The organism is Streptomyces sp. 6-11-2, assembly GCF_006540305.1.
Lineage (GTDB): Bacteria > Actinomycetota > Actinomycetes > Streptomycetales > Streptomycetaceae > Streptomyces.
In genome coordinates, this window is the sequence record NZ_BJOR01000001.1 from 3,790,621 (window position 1) to 3,815,604 (window position 24,984).

Annotated in this window: 27 protein-coding genes; 10 read left to right on the top strand and 17 right to left on the bottom strand. The window is 69.8% G+C overall.

The window, feature by feature from the left end:
• Positions 1–25 precede the first annotated feature (25 nt).
• From TNCT6_RS16510 to TNCT6_RS16545, 8 genes are all read right to left on the bottom strand, one after another.
• Positions 26–772, bottom strand: a complete 747-nt coding sequence (locus tag TNCT6_RS16510; protein ID WP_141360086.1) for a DNA methylase — start codon at positions 770–772, stop codon at positions 26–28.
• A gap of 90 nt (positions 773–862) precedes the next feature.
• A complete protein-coding gene (locus TNCT6_RS16515) occupies positions 863–1,315 on the bottom strand; it encodes a hypothetical protein (RefSeq protein WP_141360087.1) in 453 nt (150 codons plus the stop codon).
• 23 nt (positions 1,316–1,338) lie between these two features.
• The gene (locus TNCT6_RS16520) at positions 1,339–1,590 is read right to left on the bottom strand and encodes a hypothetical protein (protein WP_141360088.1); all 252 of its coding nucleotides are present in this window, start codon (positions 1,588–1,590) and stop codon (positions 1,339–1,341) included.
• Between the two features lie 140 nt (positions 1,591–1,730).
• Positions 1,731–3,983: a cell division protein FtsK gene (locus TNCT6_RS16525; RefSeq protein ID WP_141360089.1), complete on the bottom strand. Its 2,253-nt coding sequence runs from the start codon at positions 3,981–3,983 to the stop codon at positions 1,731–1,733.
• Between the two features lie 81 nt (positions 3,984–4,064).
• Positions 4,065–4,403: an RRQRL motif-containing zinc-binding protein gene (locus TNCT6_RS16530; RefSeq protein ID WP_141360090.1), complete on the bottom strand. Its 339-nt coding sequence runs from the start codon at positions 4,401–4,403 to the stop codon at positions 4,065–4,067.
• On the bottom strand, positions 4,400–5,017 hold the full coding sequence (locus TNCT6_RS16535) for a GGDEF domain-containing protein (protein ID WP_141360091.1): 618 nt from the start codon (positions 5,015–5,017) through the stop codon (positions 4,400–4,402). Before TNCT6_RS16535 ends, TNCT6_RS16530 begins: the two co-directional genes overlap by 4 nt.
• On the bottom strand, positions 5,014–6,132 hold the full coding sequence (locus TNCT6_RS16540; RefSeq protein WP_141360092.1) for a conjugal transfer protein: 1,119 nt from the start codon (positions 6,130–6,132) through the stop codon (positions 5,014–5,016). The genes TNCT6_RS16535 and TNCT6_RS16540 overlap by 4 nt, the downstream gene beginning before the upstream one ends.
• Positions 6,129–6,398, bottom strand: a complete 270-nt coding sequence (locus tag TNCT6_RS16545; RefSeq protein ID WP_141360093.1) for a DUF6284 family protein — start codon at positions 6,396–6,398, stop codon at positions 6,129–6,131. Before TNCT6_RS16545 ends, TNCT6_RS16540 begins: the two co-directional genes overlap by 4 nt.
• Before the next feature lie 464 nt (positions 6,399–6,862).
• On the opposite strand from TNCT6_RS16545, the gene TNCT6_RS16550 reads away from it, so the two are divergent.
• From TNCT6_RS16550 to TNCT6_RS16560, 3 genes are all read left to right on the top strand, one after another.
• Positions 6,863–7,621 (top strand): GntR family transcriptional regulator, encoded by a 759-nt coding sequence (locus TNCT6_RS16550; protein WP_141360094.1) that lies wholly within the window; start codon positions 6,863–6,865, stop codon positions 7,619–7,621.
• On the top strand, positions 7,602–8,219 hold the full coding sequence (locus tag TNCT6_RS16555) for a GNAT family N-acetyltransferase (RefSeq protein ID WP_253266128.1): 618 nt from the start codon (positions 7,602–7,604) through the stop codon (positions 8,217–8,219). The genes TNCT6_RS16550 and TNCT6_RS16555 overlap by 20 nt, the downstream gene beginning before the upstream one ends.
• Before the next feature lie 453 nt (positions 8,220–8,672).
• A complete protein-coding gene (locus TNCT6_RS16560; protein WP_141360095.1) occupies positions 8,673–9,611 on the top strand; it encodes a PD40 domain-containing protein in 939 nt (312 codons plus the stop codon).
• A 408-nt stretch (positions 9,612–10,019) separates the two neighbouring features.
• Here TNCT6_RS16560 and TNCT6_RS16565 read toward each other — a convergent pair whose 3' ends face one another.
• Positions 10,020–10,235, bottom strand: a complete 216-nt coding sequence (locus tag TNCT6_RS16565) for a hypothetical protein (RefSeq protein WP_141360096.1) — start codon at positions 10,233–10,235, stop codon at positions 10,020–10,022.
• 305 nt (positions 10,236–10,540) lie between these two features.
• Positions 10,541–11,059, bottom strand: a complete 519-nt coding sequence (locus TNCT6_RS16570) for a hypothetical protein (RefSeq protein ID WP_141360097.1) — start codon at positions 11,057–11,059, stop codon at positions 10,541–10,543.
• A 531-nt stretch (positions 11,060–11,590) separates the two neighbouring features.
• Between TNCT6_RS16570 and TNCT6_RS16575 the strand changes: the two genes are divergently transcribed.
• Positions 11,591–12,268, top strand: a complete 678-nt coding sequence (locus TNCT6_RS16575) for a DUF4232 domain-containing protein (RefSeq protein WP_141360098.1) — start codon at positions 11,591–11,593, stop codon at positions 12,266–12,268.
• A gap of 92 nt (positions 12,269–12,360) precedes the next feature.
• Here TNCT6_RS16575 and TNCT6_RS16580 read toward each other — a convergent pair whose 3' ends face one another.
• From TNCT6_RS16580 to TNCT6_RS16590, 3 genes are all read right to left on the bottom strand, one after another.
• Positions 12,361–13,680, bottom strand: a complete 1,320-nt coding sequence (locus TNCT6_RS16580) for a phosphatase PAP2 family protein (RefSeq protein WP_253266129.1) — start codon at positions 13,678–13,680, stop codon at positions 12,361–12,363.
• A 340-nt stretch (positions 13,681–14,020) separates the two neighbouring features.
• Positions 14,021–15,400 (bottom strand): FAD-binding oxidoreductase, encoded by a 1,380-nt coding sequence (locus tag TNCT6_RS16585; RefSeq protein ID WP_141360099.1) that lies wholly within the window; start codon positions 15,398–15,400, stop codon positions 14,021–14,023.
• 55 nt (positions 15,401–15,455) lie between these two features.
• The gene (locus TNCT6_RS16590; RefSeq protein WP_141360100.1) at positions 15,456–16,376 is read right to left on the bottom strand and encodes an antibiotic biosynthesis monooxygenase; all 921 of its coding nucleotides are present in this window, start codon (positions 16,374–16,376) and stop codon (positions 15,456–15,458) included.
• Between the two features lie 111 nt (positions 16,377–16,487).
• Here TNCT6_RS16590 and TNCT6_RS16595 point away from each other — a divergent pair, with 111 nt between their 5' ends.
• The gene (locus TNCT6_RS16595; RefSeq protein ID WP_141360101.1) at positions 16,488–17,054 is read left to right on the top strand and encodes a nucleoside deaminase; all 567 of its coding nucleotides are present in this window, start codon (positions 16,488–16,490) and stop codon (positions 17,052–17,054) included.
• A gap of 127 nt (positions 17,055–17,181) precedes the next feature.
• Here the strand turns inward: TNCT6_RS16595 and TNCT6_RS16600 are convergent, their stop codons facing one another.
• The 3 genes from TNCT6_RS16600 to phoU all read right to left on the bottom strand — a co-directional run bounded on the left by TNCT6_RS16600 (position 17,182) and on the right by phoU (position 19,228).
• Positions 17,182–17,787: a lamin tail domain-containing protein gene (locus tag TNCT6_RS16600; protein WP_308789468.1), complete on the bottom strand. Its 606-nt coding sequence runs from the start codon at positions 17,785–17,787 to the stop codon at positions 17,182–17,184.
• 456 nt (positions 17,788–18,243) lie between these two features.
• On the bottom strand, positions 18,244–18,399 hold the full coding sequence (locus TNCT6_RS39900) for a hypothetical protein (protein WP_172632924.1): 156 nt from the start codon (positions 18,397–18,399) through the stop codon (positions 18,244–18,246).
• Between the two features lie 139 nt (positions 18,400–18,538).
• Entirely contained in the window at positions 18,539–19,228 is a 690-nt protein-coding gene (phoU, locus tag TNCT6_RS16605) for a phosphate signaling complex protein PhoU (RefSeq protein ID WP_141360102.1), read from the bottom strand.
• 237 nt (positions 19,229–19,465) lie between these two features.
• Here phoU and TNCT6_RS16610 point away from each other — a divergent pair, with 237 nt between their 5' ends.
• Together TNCT6_RS16610 and TNCT6_RS16615 are read left to right on the top strand one after the other, a co-directional pair.
• Entirely contained in the window at positions 19,466–20,782 is a 1,317-nt protein-coding gene (locus TNCT6_RS16610; RefSeq protein ID WP_141360103.1) for a cell wall metabolism sensor histidine kinase WalK, read from the top strand.
• On the top strand, positions 20,779–21,459 hold the full coding sequence (locus TNCT6_RS16615; protein WP_010358452.1) for a response regulator transcription factor: 681 nt from the start codon (positions 20,779–20,781) through the stop codon (positions 21,457–21,459). The genes TNCT6_RS16610 and TNCT6_RS16615 overlap by 4 nt, the downstream gene beginning before the upstream one ends.
• A 113-nt stretch (positions 21,460–21,572) precedes the next feature.
• Here TNCT6_RS16615 and TNCT6_RS16620 read toward each other — a convergent pair whose 3' ends face one another.
• Positions 21,573–22,244 carry a copper chaperone PCu(A)C gene (locus TNCT6_RS16620; protein ID WP_141360104.1) on the bottom strand — a complete coding sequence of 224 codons (672 nt, stop codon included), beginning with the start codon at positions 22,242–22,244 and terminating at the stop codon, positions 21,573–21,575.
• A 691-nt stretch (positions 22,245–22,935) separates the two neighbouring features.
• Here TNCT6_RS16620 and TNCT6_RS16630 point away from each other — a divergent pair.
• The 3 genes from TNCT6_RS16630 (at position 22,936) to ispF (ending at position 24,977) form a co-directional block, all read left to right on the top strand.
• Entirely contained in the window at positions 22,936–23,418 is a 483-nt protein-coding gene (locus TNCT6_RS16630; protein ID WP_003953493.1) for a CarD family transcriptional regulator, read from the top strand.
• A gap of 310 nt (positions 23,419–23,728) precedes the next feature.
• Positions 23,729–24,493, top strand: coding sequence for a 2-C-methyl-D-erythritol 4-phosphate cytidylyltransferase (gene ispD, locus TNCT6_RS16635; RefSeq protein ID WP_141360105.1), 765 nt, complete (start codon positions 23,729–23,731; stop codon positions 24,491–24,493).
• Positions 24,483–24,977, top strand: a complete 495-nt coding sequence (ispF, locus tag TNCT6_RS16640) for a 2-C-methyl-D-erythritol 2,4-cyclodiphosphate synthase (protein WP_141360106.1) — start codon at positions 24,483–24,485, stop codon at positions 24,975–24,977. Before ispD ends, ispF begins: the two co-directional genes overlap by 11 nt.
• Positions 24,978–24,984 lie beyond the last annotated feature (7 nt).

The following is a 24,984-nucleotide window of genomic DNA, read 5'->3' on the forward strand; positions in this document are numbered from 1 at the left end:
GCGGTGTCCAGGAGGGTCGGGGCAGTCACGCGGCCACCCCCAGTGCAGGGGCGTGGGCGGTGAGGAACGCGCGGCCGATCCACTCGGTGTAGGCGGGCGGGAGTGCCTCGCGCAGCCGAAGGTGGTCGGTGGACCAGTCGATGCCCTTGGCCTCGCGGATCTCGGCGACGGTGGCCTTTCCTCCACCGGCGCCGTAGGCGGCGACGTAAGGACCGTCCCGGTACTCGCCGTGGCGCCACCCGCGCACGTAGCCCCGGTGCCGAGGGTGCGCGGGCTGCACGGTCGTCCAGCCGCCCAGCTCGAAGTAGCGGTGCATGAGCACGCCTAGCCCGAACTGTTCTCCGCACAGCCGGATGTCCTTGCGGACCTCGGAGCCGGCCACGTTCTCGATCACGTACGGCCGTCCAGTGGCCTCCAGGGCGGCGCGGGTGGGGACGATGAGCCTGGGGTAGGCCCGGCCGATCCTGGCGTTGCGGGCGGCGTTCGTGCCCTTGGTCGGGGCGCCCTCCCCCTGGCACGGCGGGGACGCGTGGATGAAGTCGAACTCGTGGCCGTGCTCGCGGATGAACTCCACGGCGTCGCCCTGGTGGAACGCGTCGCCCCGATAGTCCGGTTGTGCCTGAATGTCGACGCCGGTGACGTGGCAGTTCTTGAACGCGCGCCGGTAGCCCTCGGTGCCGCCGCCGATGCAGCAGTAGGCGTCCAGCACCCGAAGGGGCTCGATCCGGGAGAGTAAGGCGAGCACTCGCCCCAGGGTGGTGGGTTGGGTCATGCTGGGAGACCTCCAACAGGTCAGTTGCTGGCTGGTTGGCAAGGGCGGCCCCGCGTTCATTGGCGTGAGGTGGGGCCGCCCTTGGCGTAGCTACTGGTAGAAGCGGTTGCGCTTGATGACGGCCTTGCGGATGTTGACCGTGGTTCCGGCCTTGGTGCCGTGCGTGCTGAAGATCTGCACGGCGATCCATCCGCCGAAGACGACGGCGGCGAGGGTGATGAGCTGAGTGACCAGCGCGGCCAGGGCGGTGACGAACGCGGTGAGCATCAGCAGTCCGCCGCATGCGGCGAGGAACCCGACGCCTCCGAGGGCGACGTTCACCGCCGTCCGGGAGACGGCCGGCTTGGCCGCAAGAGGTTCGGGCTGCATGGGGGTGACGGCGTAGCCGGTGACAACACGGTCGTCCGGGAGGACGACGCTCGCCACGGCCGGGACGTTGCCGGGCTGCACCGGCACGAGGGGGGCCGCGTGCGGCACGGCGGGGGTGAGGGGCACGGGCTGATGGACTTCCACGGCCCGTATGGCGGGGTACTGGTCAGTCATGGCGGGTGGGTCCTTTCCTGGGGTCAGCGGGTGCCAGCGCGGCGGGTGCGGGTCCAGACGTTCCAGATGTGGCGGCCGACGCGTATGCGGATGCCGTGGCCGTGGCAGCGGCGGCAGTCCTTGCCGCGCTTGGGCTTGCCCTTGCGGTCGTAGGTGAGGGCGTGGCCCATGCCGTCGCACTTGCGGCAGGGTCCGAACGGCTGGAGCCAGCACCGCACGCCATAACAGAACGTGACGGCGAGCAGGCAGACGCTAGCGAGGAGCGAGAGGGTCACGAGGGGGCTCCCAGAGGGGTTTCGAGGGTTTCCGCAGGTCACCCGCTAGGTGCTAGCGGGCTGATCAGGGGCCGTTTTGGTCGCTAGCGAGGTTGCTAGGTCTAGCGACGTGGGTTGCTAGACTTAGCAACGTTTCGCGGCTACTTCGCACCCTGCTTCTTGTTGCGCTCCGTGACGGCGTCGATGATGTGCTGACGCTCGATGCCGCGCCGGTTGGCGCCCTTGCCGGACTCCGTCTTGCCCCACACCTGGTCCGTCTTGATGCCGTAGGGCTTGAGCGCGGCGGCGAGCTGGTCAGCCTTGGCGCGGCCCTCCAGCGCGGCCCACTCGCCGTACGCGTCCGGGTTGAGTTCGGCGAGACGGTCCACGATGGTCTCGGACCACACCTTGTCCTCGCGCCGGCCGAGGACAGCGGCGACGTCACCGAGGATCGCGTCCGCGCCGCGCGTGCTGGTCGTCTCGCCCACCGCGTCACCGGTCAGGGTTCCCTCCTCCTCCCGCAGGGTGCGGGCCCGGGTGAGGACGGTGTCCGCGTCGCGGCCGTCGGCGAGGTAGGTGCGCACGATCCCCGAGTCGTCCGACATGCCCTTGCACAGCCCGACGCCCTTGTGGGACTTGAGCAGCTTGGACGCGTCCAGACCCTCGGAGTAGGAGCCGGCGCCGAGGACGACGTCGGAGACCTGCCAGGAACCGACCCGCAGGGAGAACCGGGCCTGATGCTGGTCACGCAGCACCGACGGGCATGCGGTGTCGTCCGGCTTCTGCGTGGAGTTCATGACCGAGACACCGACCGCGGGGGCGACGCGGGCGAGGTAGACCAGCAGCTCAAGCACCGTCTTGCCGTGCACGGGGTGCTGCAAGTACTCCTGCACCTCGTCCACGACGACCAGGGTCAGGGGCATGTTCAGCTTCTTGTCCCGGCTGATCTCGGGGGTGAGCTTGCCCTCGGGGCAGATGTGCAGGGGGAGTTCGGACAGCCGGTGGTAGCGGTCCTCGACGTCCGCCTTGAGTTCCATCAGGGCGTTGATGAGGTGCTCGACGGGGTCGACGCCGTTGCGGGGCACGATGCCGAACCCGATGCGGTGCGCGACCTTGGTGAACGCGCGCCAGTCCGGCGACGCCTTGCCGTCGAACACGATCAGCCGCACGTGCGGGTCCAGGGCGGCGGCGAGGGCGATCGTGCGGGCGGAGAACGTCTTGCCCTGCCTCGGGACTGCGCCGACCAGCAGCGACAGCCACAGCATCGACGCCATGACCGGGTTGCCGCGCTCGTCGACACCCCAGGGGAACGGCTTCCAGAAGTCCACCCGCGTCGCACCGAGCAGCGGGGTGCGGCCGGCCGGGACGGCGAGCGGGTCACGGTCGGCGATCCAGTAGGACACCCGCCGGCCGCTGGTCTCGTCCTTGTCCAGGAACAGTTGGGTAGGGGCGATGTCCATGCCGGAGGCGAGGCGGGAGTGCGCCTTGACGGCGTCCTCGAACGTCTTGCCGTACGGCAGGTCGACGACCACCCGCCACCCGTCGCCGTCCCGCCCGATCGGGCGCGGGAAGGCGATCGACTGTCCCTTGGTCGTCAGGCCGGACGCCTCGTGGGCGCGGACGACGATGTCCGAGGACAGCTTGCGCTTGCGGAACGTCACCTTCGCGCGGTCGATGAGCGGCCGGTCCGCCGGTGCCCCGGACAGACCGAGGGCGGTGGTCAGGGCGGCGACGGACAGCAGGACCAGCCACGACGGGGCCATGAAGTACACGACGAGCACGGCGACCAGGCCGACGAACCCGCCCATCGCGGCGACGATGCCCCGCAGGCGGACGCGGTCGTTGCGCTGACGGGACAGCTTCAGGTACTCGCCGGCGTCCTCGGCGGCCACGGCCGCGAGCCGCAGCGCCTTGCCCTCGGCGTCGAACACCCACCGGCCGACGGCGGTCGACCAGCGCCATGCACCGCGCGGCGAGTAGGCGAGCAGCTTGGGCGTGTAGACGCAGGGCAGGCGCACGGCGTGGTAGCCAGCCACGGTGGAGTAGTGGCGGACGGCCCACTTGCGCACGGCCTTGCGCTGGTCGGGGAGTTTCACCCAGTCCGGCAGCACCGGCAGACGGTTCTTGTCCCGCTCCTGCATCCACTCCGTCACCGACGGCGGGTAGACCTCCCGGGGCGGGTCGACCGGGGCGCCCTCGGCAAGTCCCTCGGCGTCCGGGTCGTCGGTGTCGGGAAGTTCGGCCTCCCACGCACCGGCCTTGACCTCCACCGGCGCGGCCGGGGCGGGGACGGTGGGCGTCGGGTCGGTGGCGGGGGTGGTCTTTTCCAGCGGGAACGGCAGCACGGCGGCCGTCCGCTCCTGCGGGGTGTTGTCCGGGGTGTTCGGGGGCGGGAACGCGGTGTTCTCGGTCACGATGTACGTCGCTCCTTCAAGGGGAGTTGAGGGCCCGACCGGTTGCTGTGGAGGCGGGCGGTCGGGCCCGGCGGCAGACGTTCAGGGGTGGCGCGGTTCCTCGGGGTAGGCGCAGGGCACGCACGCGCCGAGGGACGGCGGGATGACGTATCCGGCGTCGCGGCGGCAAGCGGGACAGGTGCGGCGGGCGGTGTTGGCCTTGGCCAGGGCCGCCCACTTCGCGGGGGTCATGGGCCGGACCGGCTTGGCCAGGTCGACCCGGTAGAGGTAGGCGACCAGCGGGGCCCGGCGGCGGCGCGGCCGTTCGAGCTGAGCGGCCACATCCTGACCACCGGGCCGCAGGTTCCGGGCCCGCAGTTGGCGGCGGGTGGCGTAGCCGTCCGGGGCGAGGTGCCACCGGAAGACGGGCAGCGTGGTCATGCCGCGCCGCGCCGTCCGGGACGGCGGCCGGCCACCGAGCCGAGCAGCCTCCCGAGACGGGCCCGGCGGGGACCGGATTGGCCCGAGCGTTTCGCCGCGTACATGGCCTCATCAGCGCGGCGCAGCAGGGTGGACAGGTCCTCGCCGGGGTGGTCGGCGGCCCGTACCCACCCCAACGACACCGTGGTGTGCACCTCGGGGGCAGCGTCGACCGGCCGGGCGAGGACGCGGGCGAGGGTGTGAAGCCGGTCGGGCATCGTGCCGTCGCGGTCGACAACGACGGCGGCGAACTCGTCCCCACCCAGCCGCCCCGCGACCCCGCCGGGGGTGGTGCCGTGGGCGAGGCGGGCGGCGACCGTGGCGAGCAGGGCGTCACCGGCCGCGTGCCCGTGGGTGTCGTTGATCTGCTTGAAGTGGTCGACGTCCGCCAGCAGGACCACGGCGCGGGGGTCGCGCAGCAGTCGGCGGGTCCGCCGGGTGAACGCGTCCCGCGTCCACAGCCCGGTGAGCGGGTCACGGCGGGCGATGGTCAGCCGGCTGTGCAGCCACCGGGCGTGTACCGCCCACGCGATGACGGGCGGCACGGCCGGTAAGAGCGCGGCGAGGGTGTTCACGGCGTCACCGCCGTGGTGGCGCGCTCGGCGAGGAGGGCGTCACGCAGCTTGCGGGCGTTCGCGGGCGAGGTGCGCAGGGCCCGGCGGATGCCCTCCCCGGTCACCTCAGCGTCCGTCCATCCGGCCGTTGCCTTGCGCGCCTCCGCCATGAGCTGGTCGGCGGTGCGGCGGGTGCGGGTCGACTTGGCGGCGACCGGGACACGGCCCGTCGCCCGACGCGGCCCGGTCGATGCGGCTGGCACCGAACGAGCGGGCGGCGGGGCGATTGGGACCGGTTTCACCGCCGGGGCGACGGGGGGCATCGGCTTCATGCCGGCGCCCGACTTGCCGAGGTCCACCGGCGCCGGGTCGGGGACCGCGAGCCGGGTCAGGACGACCGTGGCCGGGGTCGATACGGCCAGGTCAGAGGTAGACCGTTCTCGACTACTTCCAGTCGATTCATCCATATTTGCGACTGAGGAGGGATCGAGGGTCGCCGTGCCGAACATCGAGGCGAGGGCCGCGTCCGCGCCGTCGGTGATACGGGTGCGCTGGACGTCCAGCAGCCTCGATCCGAGGGCGACGTCCCCGACCCCGACCTTGCGGGCGAGGCGCCACGACTTGCGCTCTGACCACTTCTTGACCCGATCGCTCGGGTGGTGGGCGGCGCGGGCGCGGTGGTAGGCGAGGGCCTGGACGATGTCGGCGGTGCGCCGCTCGTTCTCGGCGTCGCGGCCGTCGGTGTGGACGACGATCCGGCGGGCGAGGAATGCCATGCCTTCCGCCGAGACGGACATGCCCAGCGGGGTGAGTGCGTAGACGACGGTGCGGCCCGGGTCGGGGGCGGCCATGGCGGCCATGACGGACGCGGCGGCTGGCAGCAGCCACAGCCCCAGCCGGACGACGCGGGGCGAGGACTGGCCCAGCATGGTCAGCCCCAGCAGGACCAGGGCGAGCACGGCCGTCGCGCCCTCGCCGGCACCGAGGGCACCGAGCGCGGTCCCGGAGCCGTAGGCGTGCCCGATGTTGCTGTAGGTGCCGATACCGCCGACCACGCCCGTGGCGAGCATCGGCGCGAACGCGGCCGTCAGTACGCCCTTCTGTACGGTCGTGAGTTCCTGCGTCGGGGTGCTCATGCCGCACCACCCGGCATCGTCGCGCCGGCCGTGCGGTTGGTCAGGTCCCGCCGGGCGGCGAGGACCCGGTTGCGGGCCCGGCGGATGCGGCGCGTGTCGACGTCGTTCGCGGGGTGGTCCAGGGCCTTGATCTGCGCGTCCAGCAGGGCGACCTCCGCCAGGATCAGCGGGGACTCCTGCTCGATCGCGTCCAGCTCCGCGAGCGTCGGCTCACGGTCGAACTCGTCGGCGGTAACAACCACCTGAACAGCACCGATGTGCCTCATGGGTCTTGGTTCCTCTCACCAGGAACGGCCCGACAGCGGTCCCGGGTCTAGCCACCCGGGGCCGCGCGCCGTTGAAGTCGGAACATCCAGCTCCCCTCAGCGCTGCACGTACGAGACGTGCAGCGGAGGCAACCGGCCCGCGCTCGCTGAGCTGCGGGAAGGTCGGATTGCGCTGTACCTCACGCGGGATTCCGCGTGGCCGCCTACTTGGCCGAGGAGAGGCGGCGTGATCCCCATTCAGTTGTCAAAGGACGAACGCTGCCTTCGTACTCACCCCCGCCTGAGCTGAGGCTTTCCTCCGGACGTGCATGTACAGCAGAGTCGTACGTGACACCCCGTCTGACTTGTCTGGAGGAGTGCCATGGCAAAAGATTGCATGAGTCGCGCTTGGCGAGTCAAGCCCCCTGGTCTAACTTGTACGGAGGAGTTGGAGTAGAGGGGAAGTGTCGTCAGTGCGACGCGGTATGACGAAGGCTCAGGAAATCGCCTATGACCTGCGCGAACAGATCCTGTCTGGGGTGTTGGCGGGGGGTGAGGCACTCCCCAGCGAGTCGAAGATGATGAGCCAGTACGGCTACAGCCGCGAGACCATCCGCGCCGGCGTGCGCTTGCTGATTGATGAAGGTCTCGTCGTCACAGGCCAGGGCCAAGGGAAGTACGTCCGCGAGGATTACCCGCCCGTCGTGTGGAACTGGACGACGCTGGAGAGCCGGAGTCGTCACGAAACCGCCGTTGAGGGCCGAACCGCCGGTGACCAGTGGGCAAGCGTGATTTCGGAGAACGGCAACGCGCCCCGGCAAGACATCACTGTGTCGATCGTGGAGCCTCCGTCCCACGTACGCGAGCGCCTCGAACTCCCCGAAAACGGCTTGGCCGTGGCACGGAAGCGCGTCCGGTTCATAGACAACCGGCCCTACGCACTGGCTGACTCGTACTTCCCCCAGGAGCTGGTGAACGGCACCCCCCTGATGGAGCCGCGAGACGTCTCCGCGCCCGGCGGCATCCTGGCCTCCGTGGGACTGGTCCAAGCCAAGTACGTGGATGAGATCTCCGTACGCATGCCGACGCGTGCGGAGGCTGAACTGCTCGCCCTACCTGCGGCAACGCCCATTGCCGAGCACACCAGAACGGGCTATGACGCGGACGGTCGCCCCCTCCGCTGCATGGTCACAATCCTCCCCGGAGACAGGCACAAGATCCTCTATGAAGTCAGCACGGACTGAGTACCTCCGCCCCGCGAGGGCGGAGGACGTACCCGCCCTCTTGGCACTCCGCACTGAAGCGGAAGGGTGGCTACGCACCAAGGGAACGGACCAGTGGAGCGACCCGGAGACGGGTGAACGGGCCATCGGCAAATGGCGAGTCAGCATAGATGAGGGGCGTGCATGGGTCGTCGTGAACGAGCAGGACACGGTGCTTGCGACCGTGAGTCGTGGACCTGTTGACCGGGACTTCTGGACGGACACCGATCGCCCTGAGTCAGCGCTGTACCTGTACAAGCTGATGGTCGCGCGCGAAGCGTCCGGCCGACACCTCGGCACGCGGGTCATCGACTGGATGTCCCGCCTTGCCGCGCTTGAGGGCCGAAGCTGGGTGCGCATCGACACGTGGCGCACGAACGCAGGACTGCACACTTACTATGAGCGGCTGGGATTCAGGCACGTGCGCACTGAGGCGCCGTCTCACAGGCTCTCGGGCTGGCTAGCCCAACGGCCGGCGGGTGAGGTGGCGTTGCCGCATGATCTGTTGCCCGTTGGCCCCTATGACGAGCGGTGCGACCACGCGGGCAGGCTTATGGAGGTGCCGCACCAACAGGGCTGACACTGCCGAGTGCGGGGGTGCTCCTCTTCTGAGTGAGGGTCCGGGCGGCACAGCTGGGCCCTCGCTGGGCCCTCCGAAGACGACCAACGACGACAGGCAACGACCACTAACGACCGCCTGACCGCAGGTCAGGTAGGCAGTGCACCCCTCTGACCAGGGGCGAAAAACGGGCCCGCCAGACCCAGGGCAAGAAGAAGTAAATCGCATTGATCAAGCCCCCTGCCTGCGGGTTTTCCGCGGGTAGGGGGCTTGTCGCCGTGCTGGGGCCGTGAGGTACCACGTCACCCCCCCCCGTTTCCAGAGATGGAAACCGGGGCCTGATGTCTGGGTAGTTCAGAATGCGCCTGGTCCAAAAACCGACGACGCCCGACCCGCTCTGTGACGCTTCTTGATCCGATTGCGCTCTTGTACCGGGGCCGGAGCCGCCGGTTCCCTGTTTCCAGGAGGGCTCAAGTGCTTTTCAGACGCACCGTGCTGGCCGTAGGGATCGTCGTCGCTACCAGTCTGCCGATGGCTGGGACCGCCACGGCGAAGCAGGGGCCAGCGGCCAGCCAGATCACCGCCACTTACTACTATTCCTCCGGCTGGCCCGCCATGGTCTCGCTCGACCCCGTGAGCGGCGACGTCACCAGGACCTTCGCGCAGAACGCCGAAGACGGCGTCCTCTCTCCGAACCGGTCGACCGTGGCGTACATCCAGCACGACGACACCTGCATTCCCCAGTTCGAGGGCTGCATGTATGCCCAAAACCTCGTGGTGGCCAAGGCCGACGGCAGTAACCAGCACGTTCTGGTCCGAGGTGTCGAGCCCGAGACCGGGAACGCGCCATACGTCGCACACCCCCGCTGGTCTCCGGACGGCAAGCGGATCCTCTACTACAGCCCGCGCGGCCTGGAGTGGGTCAAAAGCGACGGCACCGGACAGGAGGTGCTCACCACGGGTGTCGGCGTTGCCGCCATCTCGCCCGACGGCAAGAGCATCGCCTTCGTGAAGACCACCGTGGACGAGACGGCCGACGGTCGTACTTACGACCGCGACGTCTGGGTCATGGACATCGCTACCCGGCAGATGCGCCAGATCAGCACCCTTCGCTACGCGCAGGGCACACCCGTTTGGTCCCCCGACGGGCAGCGCATCGTCGTCGACACCGCAATGGGTCTGAGTGCCATCGATGTGGTGACCGGCGCCGTCACCGATCTGCAGAGCGACTGGCCGATCCCGCTGACCAGCATCCGGAGCCCCGTCTTCTCGCCCGACGGTACCCGGATCGCCTTCAACGCCGTGGACGGATTTGACTACACCAACAGCACCTACGTCGTCGACGCCGACGGAAAGAACCTTCGCGTTCTCACGGACCAACCCGTGATCCCCAGCGACTGGGTGAACAAGTAGCCGCGGCCGGCGAAGTACAGCAACCGACCATGACCGACAGCCACTCTGTGGGACCGCCGGGGGCCTTCTGCAGCTCCCGTTGACCGATCTCTGCAGGGCTACGGATCAGAAGGGTGTGAGGGGGTGGGTATGGTGCCATTCGGCGTCCCGGGACCTGGCAGGTCCGGAGACTGCCATCCGGCCCGCCCCCTTGGCTGCCCCGACTGCGGACGTGGCAGCTCGCTGCGCTCGGCGCGACGGCGTTCGGGAGCTCCCGCCCGCCGCGTGCTTCCGGGCCGACTCGGACCTGGCGTGCCCGACGGGTCGGCACAGTCGCTGCGACTCTCCCGGCCACGCTCGCGCGGGAGCGCCCCGCGGCGCGTGGCTGCGGGGCGCCTTGTGAGGTTTAGCGGGGCGCCTTGTGGGGGTTTAGTCGACCGACTGCCCGTCGTACTTACCGCCCTTGCAGGGGTTGCCCGGCAAGTCGATCCGGGGCGTTCCGCCGCCCTCCTCGCACTGAGAAGGAGTGACGTAGGACGGGGCACCCTGTGCGGTGGCGGCGGTGGCGGTGGCGGCGCCTGTGAGGCCGAGTCCGGCGAGGGCTGCCGTGGCGCTGACGGCGGCGAGGATTCGTCGAATGCGCATTTGGTTCCCCTTTCACGGATTACCTCGGTTGGGGCACTAGTCAGCTTGATCCTCACCCCTGTGGGTGGCACGTCATGTTGCGCCGTTCGGGTGACAGTGCTGGCGGGTGCGGGGTGGTGACGCGACCCGTCGGACAGGCCCTGGAACGAAGAGACCACCCCGGCCGGATGGGTGGTCTCCTCGTTGTTCCGGAGGGGGCGGCGTCCGCAGCCGGCCTCATGCCAAGAGTCGTGTTGACCTGCCGACATGCTCGACGGCTGACATCAGCGGTGGCGCGCGTCCACAGGCGGTGGCAGGCGGAGGTGCTAGCAGCCCGCCTCGACGCCGCTGTTCACGAACGATTCGATGTTGATCGAGTAGCCGGCCCCGGTGGCGAGGTCGGGGTGGCTTCCGTGACCGTCCTCCGCGAGGCGCTCGGCGGTGAGGAAGACGATCCGCAGGACCATGTTCTCTCTGGCGAAGCACAGGTCGTCGGGCAGGGCCTCGGAGTCCGGATTCCATCCGTCCCGTACCGCCGCCGTCCGGTAGTACGCGGCCACTTCGGCCTGGGCGCCGGGGAAGGCGTATGTCCGGTTGGCATACACCGAGACATCGCCGCTGTCCGCCCAGCAGCCGGCGTCGACCTCCTCGAAGCCCCGGGGGACGGTGGCCCCGGCGGGCCGGGAGTCGAGGATGCCGAGCGCCGCCATCTCCTTCAGCCGGTCCTCGGTCCCCTCGCAGTCCCGGGCGAGTTCCAGCAACGTGCAGCCGGTGAGCGTTACGGCCGTCAGCGCGGTCGACAGGAGCAGGGATGTCGGGCGGGTGGTACCTGTCGGCAGAGGCACAGCGGGCTCCAGGTGAAGGCCGGGGCGGAGGGAGGAGGCGGTACGCCGGACAGAACAGTCGGCGGTGCCCGCTCCGGAGCAGGCACCGCCCAGTTCTACCAAGCCGCATCGCTCCTGATGTGAGCGTGTCCGTAGGCGGCTCTGCGGTCCTTGTGGCCGCGTCGCCCGAGGCCACCCGGCAGGCAGCGACCGAATCGGAGCCGGCGTCAGGCGCGCGCTGAAAGCGGGTCGCCGGCGACTCCTCACGAGTCCGGATTTCGTATCCTCCGCCGGCCGATCAGGACGACGGTCGCAGCGGTGTGGCGAGCGGCGTGCGGCCGGCCCCGTATGCCCGTGAAGTCGCAGGTCACCGTCGTCGAACCGGTATGGGCTTCCACGACTCCTCGTGATCATGTCACCAGTCTGTGACAGCGTTGTCCTGGAACGAAGGCGCCGGGATCCCTTCGGCTCGCAGCCCCCTCATAGTGATCAGACGACCACCGAGAGCCGAGACAGCGTCGGCCTCAACTGTTGATTACCCAGGGGGATTTCATGTCCAGCAACCGTCGCAAGGCCTTCCTCGTCTCCGCAGCCGTCATGGGCGGTGCCATGCTGATGACCGCATGCCAGGACGGGGACGCGGCCACGGACACCGGCGCCGCGCAGAGTTCTTCGTCCGCCACTCCCGTCGGCGATGCGGCCACCCCGTCCGGCTCGTCGGCCGCGGGCAGCGGTCGGAGCACCGACAAGAACTCCGACGCGACGGGCAAGGGAACCGAGGACGCGGCCGGCTCCGGTGCCGACACCGGCAACGGCAAGCGGGAGCCGGTCGGGCAGAGCTGCGGCGCCAACGACATCTCCTGGAGCACCAGGTCCGAGACCCAGGCCGGCGGATACATCCTGGTCATGGCCAAGGCGAAGCCGGGGATCACCTGTTACCTGCCCGCCGCGCTTCCGACCGTCGCGTTCGGGTCCGACGGCACGCAGGCGGGTCCCGCTGAGCAGGCCACCGGCAAGCAGATCAAGCTGAGCGGGAGCACCACCGCCTACGCCGGGGTGAACCCGAAGACCACCAACGGAAACGGTGGCAAGGAACTGGACTTCATCATCGTCGGCGTCGGTGACGACGACCCCAACCCGGTCTCCCTGTCGGTCGGCACCATCACTGTCGAAGACCCGATCGTCACCAACTGGCACACCGCCCCGGCCGACGCCGTTCCCTTCAGCTGAACGGACCCGCAGCTCGTGACCCGTGCTTGAACGGCTTGGCGCGGGCAGCGGCCGGGCCCGGTATCGGGCCGGATGGTGGCGTGCGACACGCTTCAGATCGGTTCCGGCTGCGGTAGCGGATGTCGCGCTGGTGTGGTCCTCGGTTGCCACGCCGCGGTGGTCCGTACGTAGCCGTAGACCACGGAGGTCATCGCCAGCATGAGCAGTGGTCCGGACACCCACGGGTGCTCGGCCATCTTCAACGGCAGGAAGCGGTAGGACACCAACAGCGCAGCGAAGACCGTTGTCCCGTAAGCGACCAGCCGGATCCCCGACCGGTCCCAGCCGCGGTCGAGCGCCCGCAGAGCTGCCTCGATCGTGAGCACGAACACCACGCCGGCAATGAGATCGACGCCGTAGTGGTAGCCGAATCCCAGCGTTGCGGCGAGTGTGGCAATCAGCCAGAACGTGCCCGCGTACCGCAGAACGCGTGGGCCGTTGCGGGAATGGATGAAGATCGCGGCCGCCCACGCCGTGTGCAGGCTGGGCATGCAGTTCCGCGGGGTGATCTCGTCGAACGGCATGGGGTGCGGGGCATTGACCGGCGGCGGCGTTTGTGGCCACAGGTCGGCCACCGCCCAGTGCTCGTTGGACGGGATCTCCGGCGACCACAGGCTGACCGTCGCCCAGTGCTCGGTGCCGGTGCCGTAGGCGAAGATCGGTCCGACCACCGGGAAGATCATGTAGAAGGCCGGTCCGAGAAGGCCGATCACCAGAAAGGTGCGCACCAGGTGATGGGTCGGGAAGCGGCGCTCGACCGCCACGCCGCGCAGTTGATACAGGGCGACGGCGACTGCGGCCACCGCGAGCTGACCGTAGACGATGTCGAGGAAATTGAAGCCGATGGGGCCGGTGGCCGTGACGGCCCGGCCCACCAGCCACGACGGATCGCCCAGCGCGTGATCGGCTGTTGCCACGTACTGGTCGAGCACCGCCGGGCGGGTCTTCGAGGTGATGAGCAGCCATGTGTCGCCGGTCTTGCGGCCGGCCACCAGCAGCAGGCCCAGCCCGACGCCCTTCAGCAGCAGAACACGCTCCCGGCCGGTGCGGCGAGTGACAGCGACGACCGCGTAGCCCAGAATCACCCACAACGCACCGTTGCCGAAGGGGTGTCCGCCGGTCGTCTCGATGTCCAACGCCCACCGGACCAGCGAGAAGGCGATATCGATACCGATCGCCGCACCCGCCGCGATGAACCGTTGCCGCCAGGTGAGCACCACCATCATCAACGCCATGGCGGCGTACAGCAGGCCGCCCGACTTGGGGGCGGCCACCACCTCTCGCACTTGGGTGGTGATCGGCCCTGGTAGGCCGTAGCGACGCGCGGCGAACTCCAGCACGATGAGGAATCCGAGGGCCGCGACACCCGCCACGGCCCAGAGTCTCTCCCGTCGTCGGGGCAGGTCCGGTCGAGGTACGCGCATGGGCGGAGTGGTCACTTCGCCCGCAGTCCCGATGCGTCTCCCAAAGCCCCGAGACACTTCATCCCCCCTCAGCCCGCCCCTGCACGCCACCCGTGCCCTTGGTCTCCCCCTCAGCGCGGACAGCCACAGTCAACAGCGGTGCCCCAGCCCCTCACGGGAGGGAAGCACAGCGGATCTGCGCAGGTCAATAGCCATGTGGGCACACAAGCGCCGTCGCTTCCCAAGCTGAGGGCTCGGGCACCGTCGTCGTGGGGCGGCCGTCGCGGCCTGCTCCGGGCGCCAGGTCCCCTCAGGCGGACAGGTAGGAGAAGAAGAGACCCTGCGGGTCGTACTCCGCCCGCAAAGACCGCAGGCGCTGCCAATCGGCGGTCGTGAACGATTGCCGGGCCCGGGACGGGTCGGCGGTCAGGTCCGCTTCGGCGATGTAGTGACCGGTCCCGAACGGCTCCATCGCGCGCATGGCGTCGCGCAGCCAGTGCACGTTGACGTCGTCGTGTGCGGGATCGGTCCAGACGGCGTAGGGCACGACGTAGCTCTCTCCGAGCACGGAGAACGCCATGTTCCGCAGCAACTCGTCCTCCCGCGAGACCGGTGAGACGGGCGCCAGCACGAAGGACTTCCCGGAGGGGGCCCTGGCGACCGCGTCACACAGTGTCGCCAGGAGCGATGCGTAGCCCTCGTGCGACCACAGGGTGTCGGCCGCGTAGCGGTGCTTCTCGGGCCACAGGTCCAGGTTGGCGTCATAGAGCACGGAAAGAGACGTCGGCTCATCGAGCCGCCGGGACAGCGGTCGTTCGGAGAGAGGGCAACTGCGCAGCGGACGCAGGGCGTCAACGGCTTCAGTGTGCGAGTTCGCGAACGCGGTGGCGGTGACGACGACCACCTCGGGCCACGGCCCATCCGGCACGCCTGATGCGTTCTCGGCGGCCAGCAGGAAGGACTGTTCCACGTTCGCGGGCAGTTCACGCGCCGCCCCGGTGGCCCAGTCGGCCACGGGGCCTACTGCCGTGAGGGGAAAGACATAGGAGGTTGCGGCGAGTGCGGTCGGTCGCGGCCGCAGACGGAGACGGAAGCCGGTGACGACGGCGAAGAAGCCGGGTCCGGCTCCCCGTGCCGCCCAGAACAGACCGGGATGCTCTTCTTCGGTGCACCTGAGCACTTCACCGTCGGCTGTCACAGCGGTGATCTCCAGTACGCTCGCGCAGCCCACCCCCCACAGACCGGAGTTCCAGCCCAGGCCGCCGCTGAGGAGGTAACCGCCCAGGGCGACGGAGGGGCAGTGCCCTGCGGGGAAGGCGAGATCGCGCCGGGCGAGCTCCTTCGCGAATCTGCTGCCGATGACACCTGGCTGCACGGTCGCCGTCGCCGAGTCGGCATCGATCTCCCACTGATTGAGGCCTGAGAGGTCGAGGAGTACGCCTCCGTCCCGCAGCGGTGAACCGCACCAGCTGTGTCCGCCCGCGCGTACGGCGAGTCGCAGTCCACTGGAGACGGCCAGCTTCAGGACTTCCTGAACGTCCCGCTCGCAGGCGGCGCGGACGATCAGATCGGGGTACCGGTCCGGCTTGAGTTCGTTCCACAGAGCCCGCGCACGGGCGGTCTCGTAATCCGCGTCGCCCCTGCGGAGGACCGCGCCCTCGATCCGTGAGCGCCGGTTCTGTTCGCTCATGACGACCTCCTCGTCGTGAGCACCCCTCGTCGTGAGCAGCTCCCGGAGCCGGCCGTCAGCCGGTGGTCAGGCCGAAGATCACGACGAACGCGAGCCAGCAGATCGCCACCACCGCGGCACCTGCCACGTCAATGCGGAGGGACCCCGCCTGACGCGGCATCAGCCAGAAGGCGAGGGCTCTGTTCACCAACGGCATCAGCAGCCACGTCAGGATGGACACGCTCAACACGTTCGAGATGAACAAGGCGAGATATCCGGGCAGGCCGAGAGCGGCAAGTCGGGGACCCACCACGAGGTTGAGGACCTCGACGGTGGGATAGAGGGCCAGCACCACGGACATGGCCTGCTTCCAGTTGGGCGGACCGCCCTCTTCCGCACCCTGCTCGAAGCGGAACCAACTGCCGAACGCGGATCCGACCTTGCGCACGTCGTAGGACACGAAGGTGCCGCGCCCTTCGTCGAGGAGCTTTCGGCGGGTGGTGGATTCGAGCCAGTTGTCCAGATGTTGACGGGTGTCGAAGCGGAAGGCCGTGACCCACTTGTCCTGGATCCCCTTCACGGGCCGGAACAACTCCGAGCCCATGAAGCCCGGGAACCTCCGTTGAGCCGACAGGATCTTCTCCTGCCAGCTCACGAATGCCCGTTCCTGGTCAGGTCGCACGTCGTGCGAGATCACCGCGGTGACGGCGTCGTGGACCGGCGTGCCACCCGCGAGAACTTCCTGCGTGGGGGCCTCTTCGAACAGGTCGCGTCCCTGTTCGAGGAGTTCACGGCGGGTATCGGAGCTCATCCACGCGGTCAGCTGATCCAGATGGGAGAAGCGGAAGACAACGACCCACTCGTTTCCTTCGACGGAGGGCGGAGGGTACTGCTCCGTTCCCTCGAACCCGTCGAATTCGCCTACGACCTCGTTGGTCCGATCCTGCCAGCGCAGGTAGTCGTCTTCACATCCCGGACGGACCTTCTGTGAGACCACGACGGTCGCGCTGTCGCCGTGGGAGCCAGGAGTTGCACGAGGACTCACGCCTCCTAGAGTAGAGAGAAGCCCCATATGTCGCAAAAGTAACGTGGGATCGGAGGCGCCGAGATGGGACACAGGGAACACCTGGCCGAAGCGGCGCAGTTGGCCACCGAATCCGTCGAGAACGGCTGGGGAGGCCCCTTCGGCGCGGTGATCACCCATGACGGCGAGGTGATCGCTCGAGGCCAGAACCGCGTGCTGCTCACGGCGGACCCCACGGCGCACGGCGAGGTGGAGGCCATACGCAAGGCCATCCAGTACCTCAACCCGGATGCTCCCACTGTCTCGGAAGACCACCAGAACGAGTACACACTGGAGTTGGTGCCCCGTCCCGAGGGGTCCCCGGACATCCTGCCGGAGCGTGCCCGCATGCTCCAGGGATGCTCGATCTACACCAGCGGCGCGCCCTGCCCCATGTGCATGAGCGCCATCTACTGGGCGCGAATCGGCGCCGTCTACTACAGCTGTGACTGGAAGGCCACCGAGGAGATCGGGTTCAGCGACGACTTCCAGTACGAGGACTTCCAGCGGCCTCCGGACCAGCGGAGCATCAGCATCAAGCAGATGTACCCCGAGCTGGGCGCCCAGGCCTACCAGGCGTGGCAGGACAAGCCGAACCACCATCCGTACTGACGGTCACTCATGTGTGGGTGCGTTGGCGGCCGGTGATGAAGAGGCCCCCGGGCGGCGGAATCTCCGCCGGCCGGGGGCCTTTCACCGGCCGGGGCCTGCCCGGGCCGTCAGCAGGGGGTGCCCGGGGTCAGTGGCGGCCGCCGCGGTCGTTGCGGTCGCCGTGGTTGTTGCGGTCGCCGCGGTCGCTGCGGTCGTTGTGGTTGTTGCGGTCGTTGTTGCGGTCGTTGTTGTGGGAGCCGCGGGTGTCGCGGGGGTCGCGGGGGTCACGACGGTCGTTGTTCCAGGTGGAGGTGTCCACCACGCGGCCGCGCTCGTTGCGCAGGGTGGCGGTGTCGCGGCGGTCCCAGATCTGGTTGCGGCGGTCCTGGAACAAGTCGTTGCGGGTGTCGCGGCCCACGCCGGTGTGGACCCGGACCGTGGCGTGGCCGTTGAGACGGAAGTGGCGGAAGGTGTAGGTGTGGCCCTGCCTGTCGGACAGCGTCCACCCGCGCAGGTTGACGTTCTCGCGGCTGTTGTTCGTGATCGCCACCCACTCCTGATTCAGGGCGCTGTTGGAGCGGTGGTCGCGGCCCTCGGAGCCGAGGTGCACGTTGCTGATCACCACGCTCTGGCGCTGCGGGCGCGGGGCGTGGCCGGCTGCGGACGCCGGCAGCGCCACCGTACCGACCAGCGCACCGGCGGCGGCAACGGCGGCGGCCAGACGACGAGCGGTCACAGAAACGGAAATGGACACGGGCTCTCCCTGCTTGGTGCGAGCACACTCCGCCCGCGGGGACGGACCGCGCGGGCGGAGTGTGCGCTGTGCGGTGGCGGCCGGCTGGCCGCGCCCTCATACCTTGTCCGCCGATTCCGGGACATGGCGGTAATTCCCGACCGGTGTTACAGAGCGCCCGTATTTCTGTGACGGTTGCCTGTAGGGATCATTCAGCCGCCGAACGCGGACAGTTGACGGGCCGTCGGCGGGAAGGTCCTTGCGGGCGCTGAGCAGCGGCGCTCGTTCGCCAGGGCGCGCCACCCCGGACGCGGCGCGGCCGTCACTCTTTCGTGGGTAACAGCGGGTGCGGGTGCCGGTGCATACGGCGCAGGGCCCCGGTGGAGTACCGGGGCCCTGCGATCACCTGCGGCGACGTGCCGCGGTGCGGATATAGGTGAACCGATTCGGGTGAACGTGGTGGGCGGCGGCGTCCCGTCAGCCGCACTGGCAGGGGCCGCCCGACTGGCACCCGCAGCCGCAGCCCGAGCCGCAGCCGCAGGCGCCGAAGAGCGGGAGGCTCCTGATCTCGGCGGGCTGCTCGGTCTCGCGTTCCTGCGTGGGGTCGGGCGTGGTGCTGGGGGATTCGGCCATGGGTCCCTCCTAGAGACTGGTGCCTTTGCCCATTTCATGCCCGCCGCACTGGGCGCATCAACGGCGCACGGTGGCTCGAGCACGCCCTGGCGTCCCCGTTTCGCGCCGCCCCGGGCCGGCCGGAGGCCGACCCCGGCCGTCAGGCGCCCTCCACCCCCGTCACCGGCTGGATGTCCTGCTGGAGCTCGTCCGCGTGCTCACCGGTCACCAGGTACACCACCCGCTTGGCGACCGCCACCGCGTGGTCGGCGTACCGCTCGTAGTAGCGGCCGAGCAGGGTGACGTCCACGGCCGTCTCGATGCCGTGCTTCCAGCGGTCGTCGATCAGGTGCGTGAAGAGGGTGCGGTGCAGCAGGTCCATCTCGTCGTCGTCCTGCTCCAGCTGGAGCGCCAGGTCGACGTCCTTGGTCACGATCACCTCGGCCGCCTTCGCCATCAGGCGCTGGGCCAGCTGCCCCATCTCCAGGATGGTGGCGTGCAGGTCCTGCGGGACCGCGCGCTGCGGGAAGCGCAGCCGGGCGAGCTTGGCCACGTGCTGGGCCAGGTCGCCCGAACGCTCCAGGTCGGCGGACATCCGCAGGGAGGTGACGACGATCCTGAGGTCCGTCGCCACCGGTTGCTGCCTGGCCAGCAGGGCTATCGCCCGGGCCTCCAGGTCGTGCTGGAGCTCGTCGACCCTCTGGTCGGCCTCGATCACGCTCTCGGCCAGCTTCAGGTCGGCGTCCAGGATGGCGGTCGTGGCGCGCCCGATCGCCGACCCGACCAGCCGGGCCATCTCCACCAGACCGTCGCCGATCGAGTCAAGTTCCTCGTGGTACGCGTCCCGCATCAGGGTTCCCTCTCGTGCGTCGTCATTCGGGGGTTCGGTAGGGGTTTCCCGGGGCCGGAGGCCACGGCGGAGCCTGGGGTACGAACCCCCACGCTCCCACGGTCCGGGGCCTACGCGTCCGTTTCCGTCACCCCAAATGAACCAATACTGGCTCCAAGGTGAACTCTGGGCGACGAGTGTCCGAGGTCGCACCTCGACGGCTGTGGTCGGGTCCTGTCCCGTGCCTAACCTGGACGCATGGACGTGAACGCGGCGGTCGCCGCAGCGGCAGCGATCGCCGGAGTACTCACCGGCGTCATCGCCATGCTGGCGTTCCGCTGGAGCGAGCGCGAGCAGAGGCGCCCGACCCGTACTTCCCTGCACACCGACCCGGTCCTGCCGCCGGGTGTGGACACCGTCCTCTCCGTTCTGCGTTCCTCCGCAGTCGTCCTCGACGAGGCCGACGCCGTGGTCAAGGCCAGCTCCGCAGCGTACGCCCTCGGGCTGGTCCGCGGCGGCAAGCTGGCCGTGGAGCCCATGCTCCAGATGGCCCGGGACACGCGGAGGGACGGAGAGATACGGCAGGTCGAGCTGGACCTGCCACGACGCGGCACCGGACGCGGCGAGGCCCTCGCCGTCTCCGCGCGTGTCGCGCCGCTGGGCTCCCGGCTGGTCCTGCTCCTGGTCGAGGACCTGACCGAGGCCCGCCGTATCGAGGCGGTACGACGCGACTTCGTCGCCAATGTGAGCCACGAGCTGAAGACACCCGTCGGCGCGCTCTCCCTGCTGTCCGAGGCCGTCATGGACGCCTCCGACGACCCGGAGGCCGTGGAGCGGTTCGCCGGGCGCATGCAGATCGAGGCGACCCGGCTCACCAACCTGGTGCAGGAGCTCATCGACCTGTCCCGGGTGCAGAACGACGACCCGCTGGAGGACGCCGAGCCCGTCCGCGTGGACGAGCTGGTGGCCGAGGCCGTCGACCGCTGCCGCCACCAGGCGGGAACCAAGCAGATCACGATGGCCTCGAACATGGTGGCGCCCGAAGGGCTCGCTCAGGGCGGTGCCGGTCGACGGGCGGGCGGCACCGCCGACCTGCGCGTGTGGGGCAACCGCGGCCAGCTCGCCGCCGCCCTCGGCAACCTCGTGGAGAACGCCGTCAACTACTCCCCGTCCCGCACCCGCGTCGGCATCGCCGCCCGCAGGGTCAACGTCCCCGGCGGGGACCTCATCGAGATCGCTGTCACCGATCAGGGCATCGGCATCTCGGACAAGGACAAGGAGCGCATCTTCGAGCGCTTCTACCGCGTCGACCCGGCCCGGTCGCGTGCCACGGGGGGCACCGGTCTGGGTCTGGCGATCGTGAAGCACGTGGTCGCCTCGCACGGCGGGGAGATCACCCTGTGGAGCGCCGAGGGACAGGGCTCCACCTTCACCCTGCGACTGCCGGAGGCGGCCGCGGCCCGAGAGGCCCGCGACCGCGCGCAGGAGCACCCCGCCCTCGACGAGGAGGCCGGGCAGCCACTCACCCACCCCACCCCTTACGAACCGCTTCCCGCCCCGGAGGTCCTTCCGTGACCCGAGTGCTCGTCGTCGAGGACGAGGAGTCCTTCTCCGACGCCCTGTCGTACATGCTCCGCAAGGAGGGCTTCGAGGTCGCCGTAGCGGCCACGGGGCCCGACGGACTCGACGAGTTCGAGCGCAACGGCGCCGATCTCGTCCTCCTCGACCTGATGTTGCCGGGGCTGCCCGGCACGGAGGTGTGCCGCCAGCTGCGCGGCCGCTCCAACGTTCCCGTGATCATGGTGACCGCCAAGGACAGCGAGATCGACAAGGTCGTCGGCCTGGAGATAGGCGCTGACGACTACGTCACCAAGCCGTTCTCCTCCCGCGAGCTGGTCGCCCGTATCCGCGCGGTGCTGCGCCGGCGCGGCGAGCCGGAGGAGGTCACTCCGGCGGCCTTGGAGGCCGGGCCGGTCCGCATGGACGTCGACCGGCACGTGGTCACGGTCTCCGGCTCCAAGGTCGACCTCCCCCTCAAGGAGTTCGACCTGCTGGAGATGCTGCTGCGCAACGCCGGCCGGGTCCTGACCCGGATGCAGCTCATCGACCGTGTCTGGGGTGCCGACTACGTCGGCGACACCAAGACGCTGGACGTCCACGTCAAGCGTCTGCGCGCGAAGATCGAGCCGGATCCGGGCGCCCCGCGCTATCTGGTGACGGTCCGGGGGCTCGGTTACAAGTTCGAGCCGTAGACCGGTGCGGGCCGCGCAGCGCGCACCGTCCGTCCCCCGCACGCCAAGGGCGGCACCCTCCTGAAGGGGGTGCCGCCCTTGGCGTGCTCGGCGTGCTGGTCGCGGACCGGGTCTCAGTTGCCGGCCGTCGACTGCGAGGCCGAGTCGCCGGGGGTCGCGGTGGCGTCGCCGCCGCCCGACGCGGAGGCCGACTCGGACTGCCGGGCCGACGGCGACTTCGACTGGTCGCCCGCGGCGGAGTGGGACGCGGCCGGCTCGCCGGGTGCCGCCGGGACGTTGCTCGGGCCCCACTTGTCGAAGTAGCCCTGGGCCGGGACCACGAAGGCGCGCAGGCTGACGTCACCGGTCTTGCTGAAGGTGAAGGTGATCTTCTGCGCGTTGCCGTCCTTGAGCACCGGGCCGGGGTTGGTCAGCGCGGCGGAGGCGTTGCCCTTGCCGCCGAGGATCACGGAACCGTGCGCGGGGATGGTCACCTTGCCGCCGCCCTGCGCCGGGGTGATCTGGGCGGAGCCGTCGCCGTCGACACGGATCGCGTCCAGCGTCTGGTCGGTCGTGCCGCTGTTGAAGAGCGTCGCGATGATCACGGCCGGGCCCTTGGTCTGGACGCCGGGCTGGGTGACGACCACCGCGTTCTGGACCTTGATCGCGCCGACTGTCGTGGCCGCGTTGTCGGGGCGGATCTGGAGCGTCTGGGCATCGTGGCCGGCGCCGCACGCGGCGAGCGAGGCGATCGAGAACGCGATGACGGCGGCGGCGAGGGCGCCGCGTCGAAGGCTGCTGCTCACGGCGGCGGCAACTCCTTGAACGTGGGCGGAACAGGGCGGCTCCCTTATAAAGCCGTCCTAAGCGTCTGTCAGCGGCCATAGGTTACCGAGCCGTTCCCACGGGCCCGCACCCGACCCGCCCCCTGTGCCTCCCGCCACACCTCGCGCCCCCCGTGGCGCAGCCGTCCCGGCGCCCGGAATCCGGTCGTGCGACCGGGTCGGTGGGGGCCCCCGCGCATTGGCCGCGCGGCCGTCCGCCTTTCCGATAAGCACCCCCCGCATAGCCCGCTCATAGCCCGTCATCGGCCCGCTGGGGATTTCCGGTGAAGGAATGCGCGTCGGGGGCGGGAATTGATCACCGGCCGCCCGTCCGGTGGATGGGACGAACGGCGTGATCAATTCCGGATTCGTCTTGGAGACGGCTCCGGAGCACCGAACGGAGTAGCGGAAGTCGAGCGCCTGGAACCAGACAAAACGGGATGTTCGGCCGTTTGGATGGAGCGCCGGATGTGTGTAACGTACGCGTTTCACCCCGCGTGGAGAGCCCCTCCGACCTGCGAATACCTGCTTCCCCTTGACCCCCGTGACCCTTCCGAAGCACGTCCCCGTTGCTGTTGTCAAGCCCCGAGATATGCCCTGACCTGCGAAAACGCCATTCAGAAGACGCCGTATCCGTGTTACCCTGGATAGCCACGGAAGGGGTACCTGTCACATGACGTTCAAGGTTGGCGACACCGTGGTCTATCCCCATCACGGGGCCGCGCTGATCGAGGCTATCGAAACTCGCCAGATCAAAGGCGTGGACAAGACCTACTTGGTGCTGAAGGTCGCCCAGGGTGACCTGACGGTGCGTGTGCCAGCGGACAATGCGGAGTTCGTCGGCGTGCGTGATGTGGTCGGTCAGGACGGGCTGGACCGGGTCTTCGAGGTCCTGCGCGCTCCGTACGCCGAGGAGCCCACGAACTGGTCGCGTCGTTACAAGGCAAATCTGGAGAAGCTCGCCTCCGGCGATGTCATCAAGGTCGCGGAAGTCGTGCGTGACCTGTGGCGTCGCGAGCGCGAGCGCGGACTCTCCGCCGGAGAGAAGCGCATGCTCGCCAAGGCCCGCCAGATCCTGGTGAGCGAGCTCGCCCTCGCGGAGAACACCAACGAGGACAAGGCCGAGGCCCTGCTCGACGAGGTTCTCGCGTCCTGACGCGAGGCGACTGCCACACCCGCCTCAGTTCAGCACAGAAAATGCCGCGGTGCCCGATGGCGCGTTTCACGTCGCCGGGCGCTGCGGCATGTTCGTACCCGCGCGGGTGCGCGCGGGCGTCCTCCATGCCGTACGGCCGGGGAGGATCCCCCCGATACTGTGTGCCGGGCCCGGGCAGCCGACTCGACCGGGGTCACGGAAGGGTCCGGTCGAGGCCGCACGCCCGGCACTCCCCCCGGACTCTGCGAGCAGGGGGGTGCTCCCCCAGGCCATACCCACGCCGGGCCGCCACACAAACCTGACAGGAACCATGTCTGACGATTCGCGCCCCTCACCCACGAGCGGCCGGCCGGGAGCCTCCGTCGCCGCCGTGATTCCGGCCGCCGGCCGGGGCGTACGCCTCGGTCCGGGCGCCCCCAAGGCACTGCGCGCGCTGAACGGCACACCCATGCTCATCCACGCCGTGCGGGCCATGGCCGCCTCCCGGGCGGTCTCCCTGGTCGTCGTCGTGGCCCCGTCCGACGGCGCCGCCGAGGTCAAGTCGCTCCTCGACGCGCACGCGCTGCCCGAGCGCACGGACTTCCTCGTGGTGCCGGGCGGCGAGACCCGCCAGGAGTCGGTCAGGCTCGGCCTGGACGCGCTGCCGCCGGGCCACGGCATCGTCCTCGTGCACGACGCGGCCCGTCCGCTGGTGCCGGTGGACACCGTGGACGCGGTCATCGAGGCCGTACGGGCCGGGGCGCCCGCCGTGGTGCCGGCGCTGCCGCTCGCCGACACCGTCAAGCAGGTCGATCCCGCGGCGGTGCCCGGCGGGCCCGAGCCAGTGGTGTCCACGCCCGACCGGTCGCGGCTGCGCGCCGTGCAGACCCCGCAGGGCTTCGACCGGGCGACGCTGGTCCGCGCCCACGAGACGGTCACCGACGACGTCACCGACGACGCGAGCATGGTCGAGCAGCTCGGCGAGCGGGTCGTGGCCGTGCCCGGCCACGAGGAGGCCTTCAAGGTCACCCGTCCGCTGGACCTGGTCCTCGCGGAGGCGGTCCTGGCCCGGCGGAGGCTGAACGATGGCTTCTGACGCGCCCCCGCTGCCCCAGGTCGGCATCGGCACCGACATCCACGCCTTCGAGGAGGGCCGCGAGCTGTGGTGCGCGGGCCTGAAGTGGGAGGGCGAGGGCCCGGGACTGGCCGGGCACTCCGACGCCGACGTCGTCGCGCACGCCGCGTGCAACGCGCTGTTCTCGGCCGCCGGCCTCGGCGACCTCGGACAGCACTTCGGCACCGGGCGCCCCGAGTGGTCCGGCGCGTCCGGGGTCACCCTGCTGGCGGAGGCCGCGCGGATCGTACGCGCGGCGGGCTTCCGGATCGGGAACGTGGCGGTGCAGGTCGTCGGCCCCCGGCCGAAGATCGGCAAGCGCCGGGACGAGGCCCAGAAGGTCCTGTCCGAGGCGGCCGGAGCGCCGGTCACCGTCTCCGGCGCGACCACCGACGGGCTCGGCTTCCCCGGCCGCGGCGAGGGACTGATGGCGGTGGCCACGGCGCTCGTGGTGCGCGCGGGCTGACGGCGTG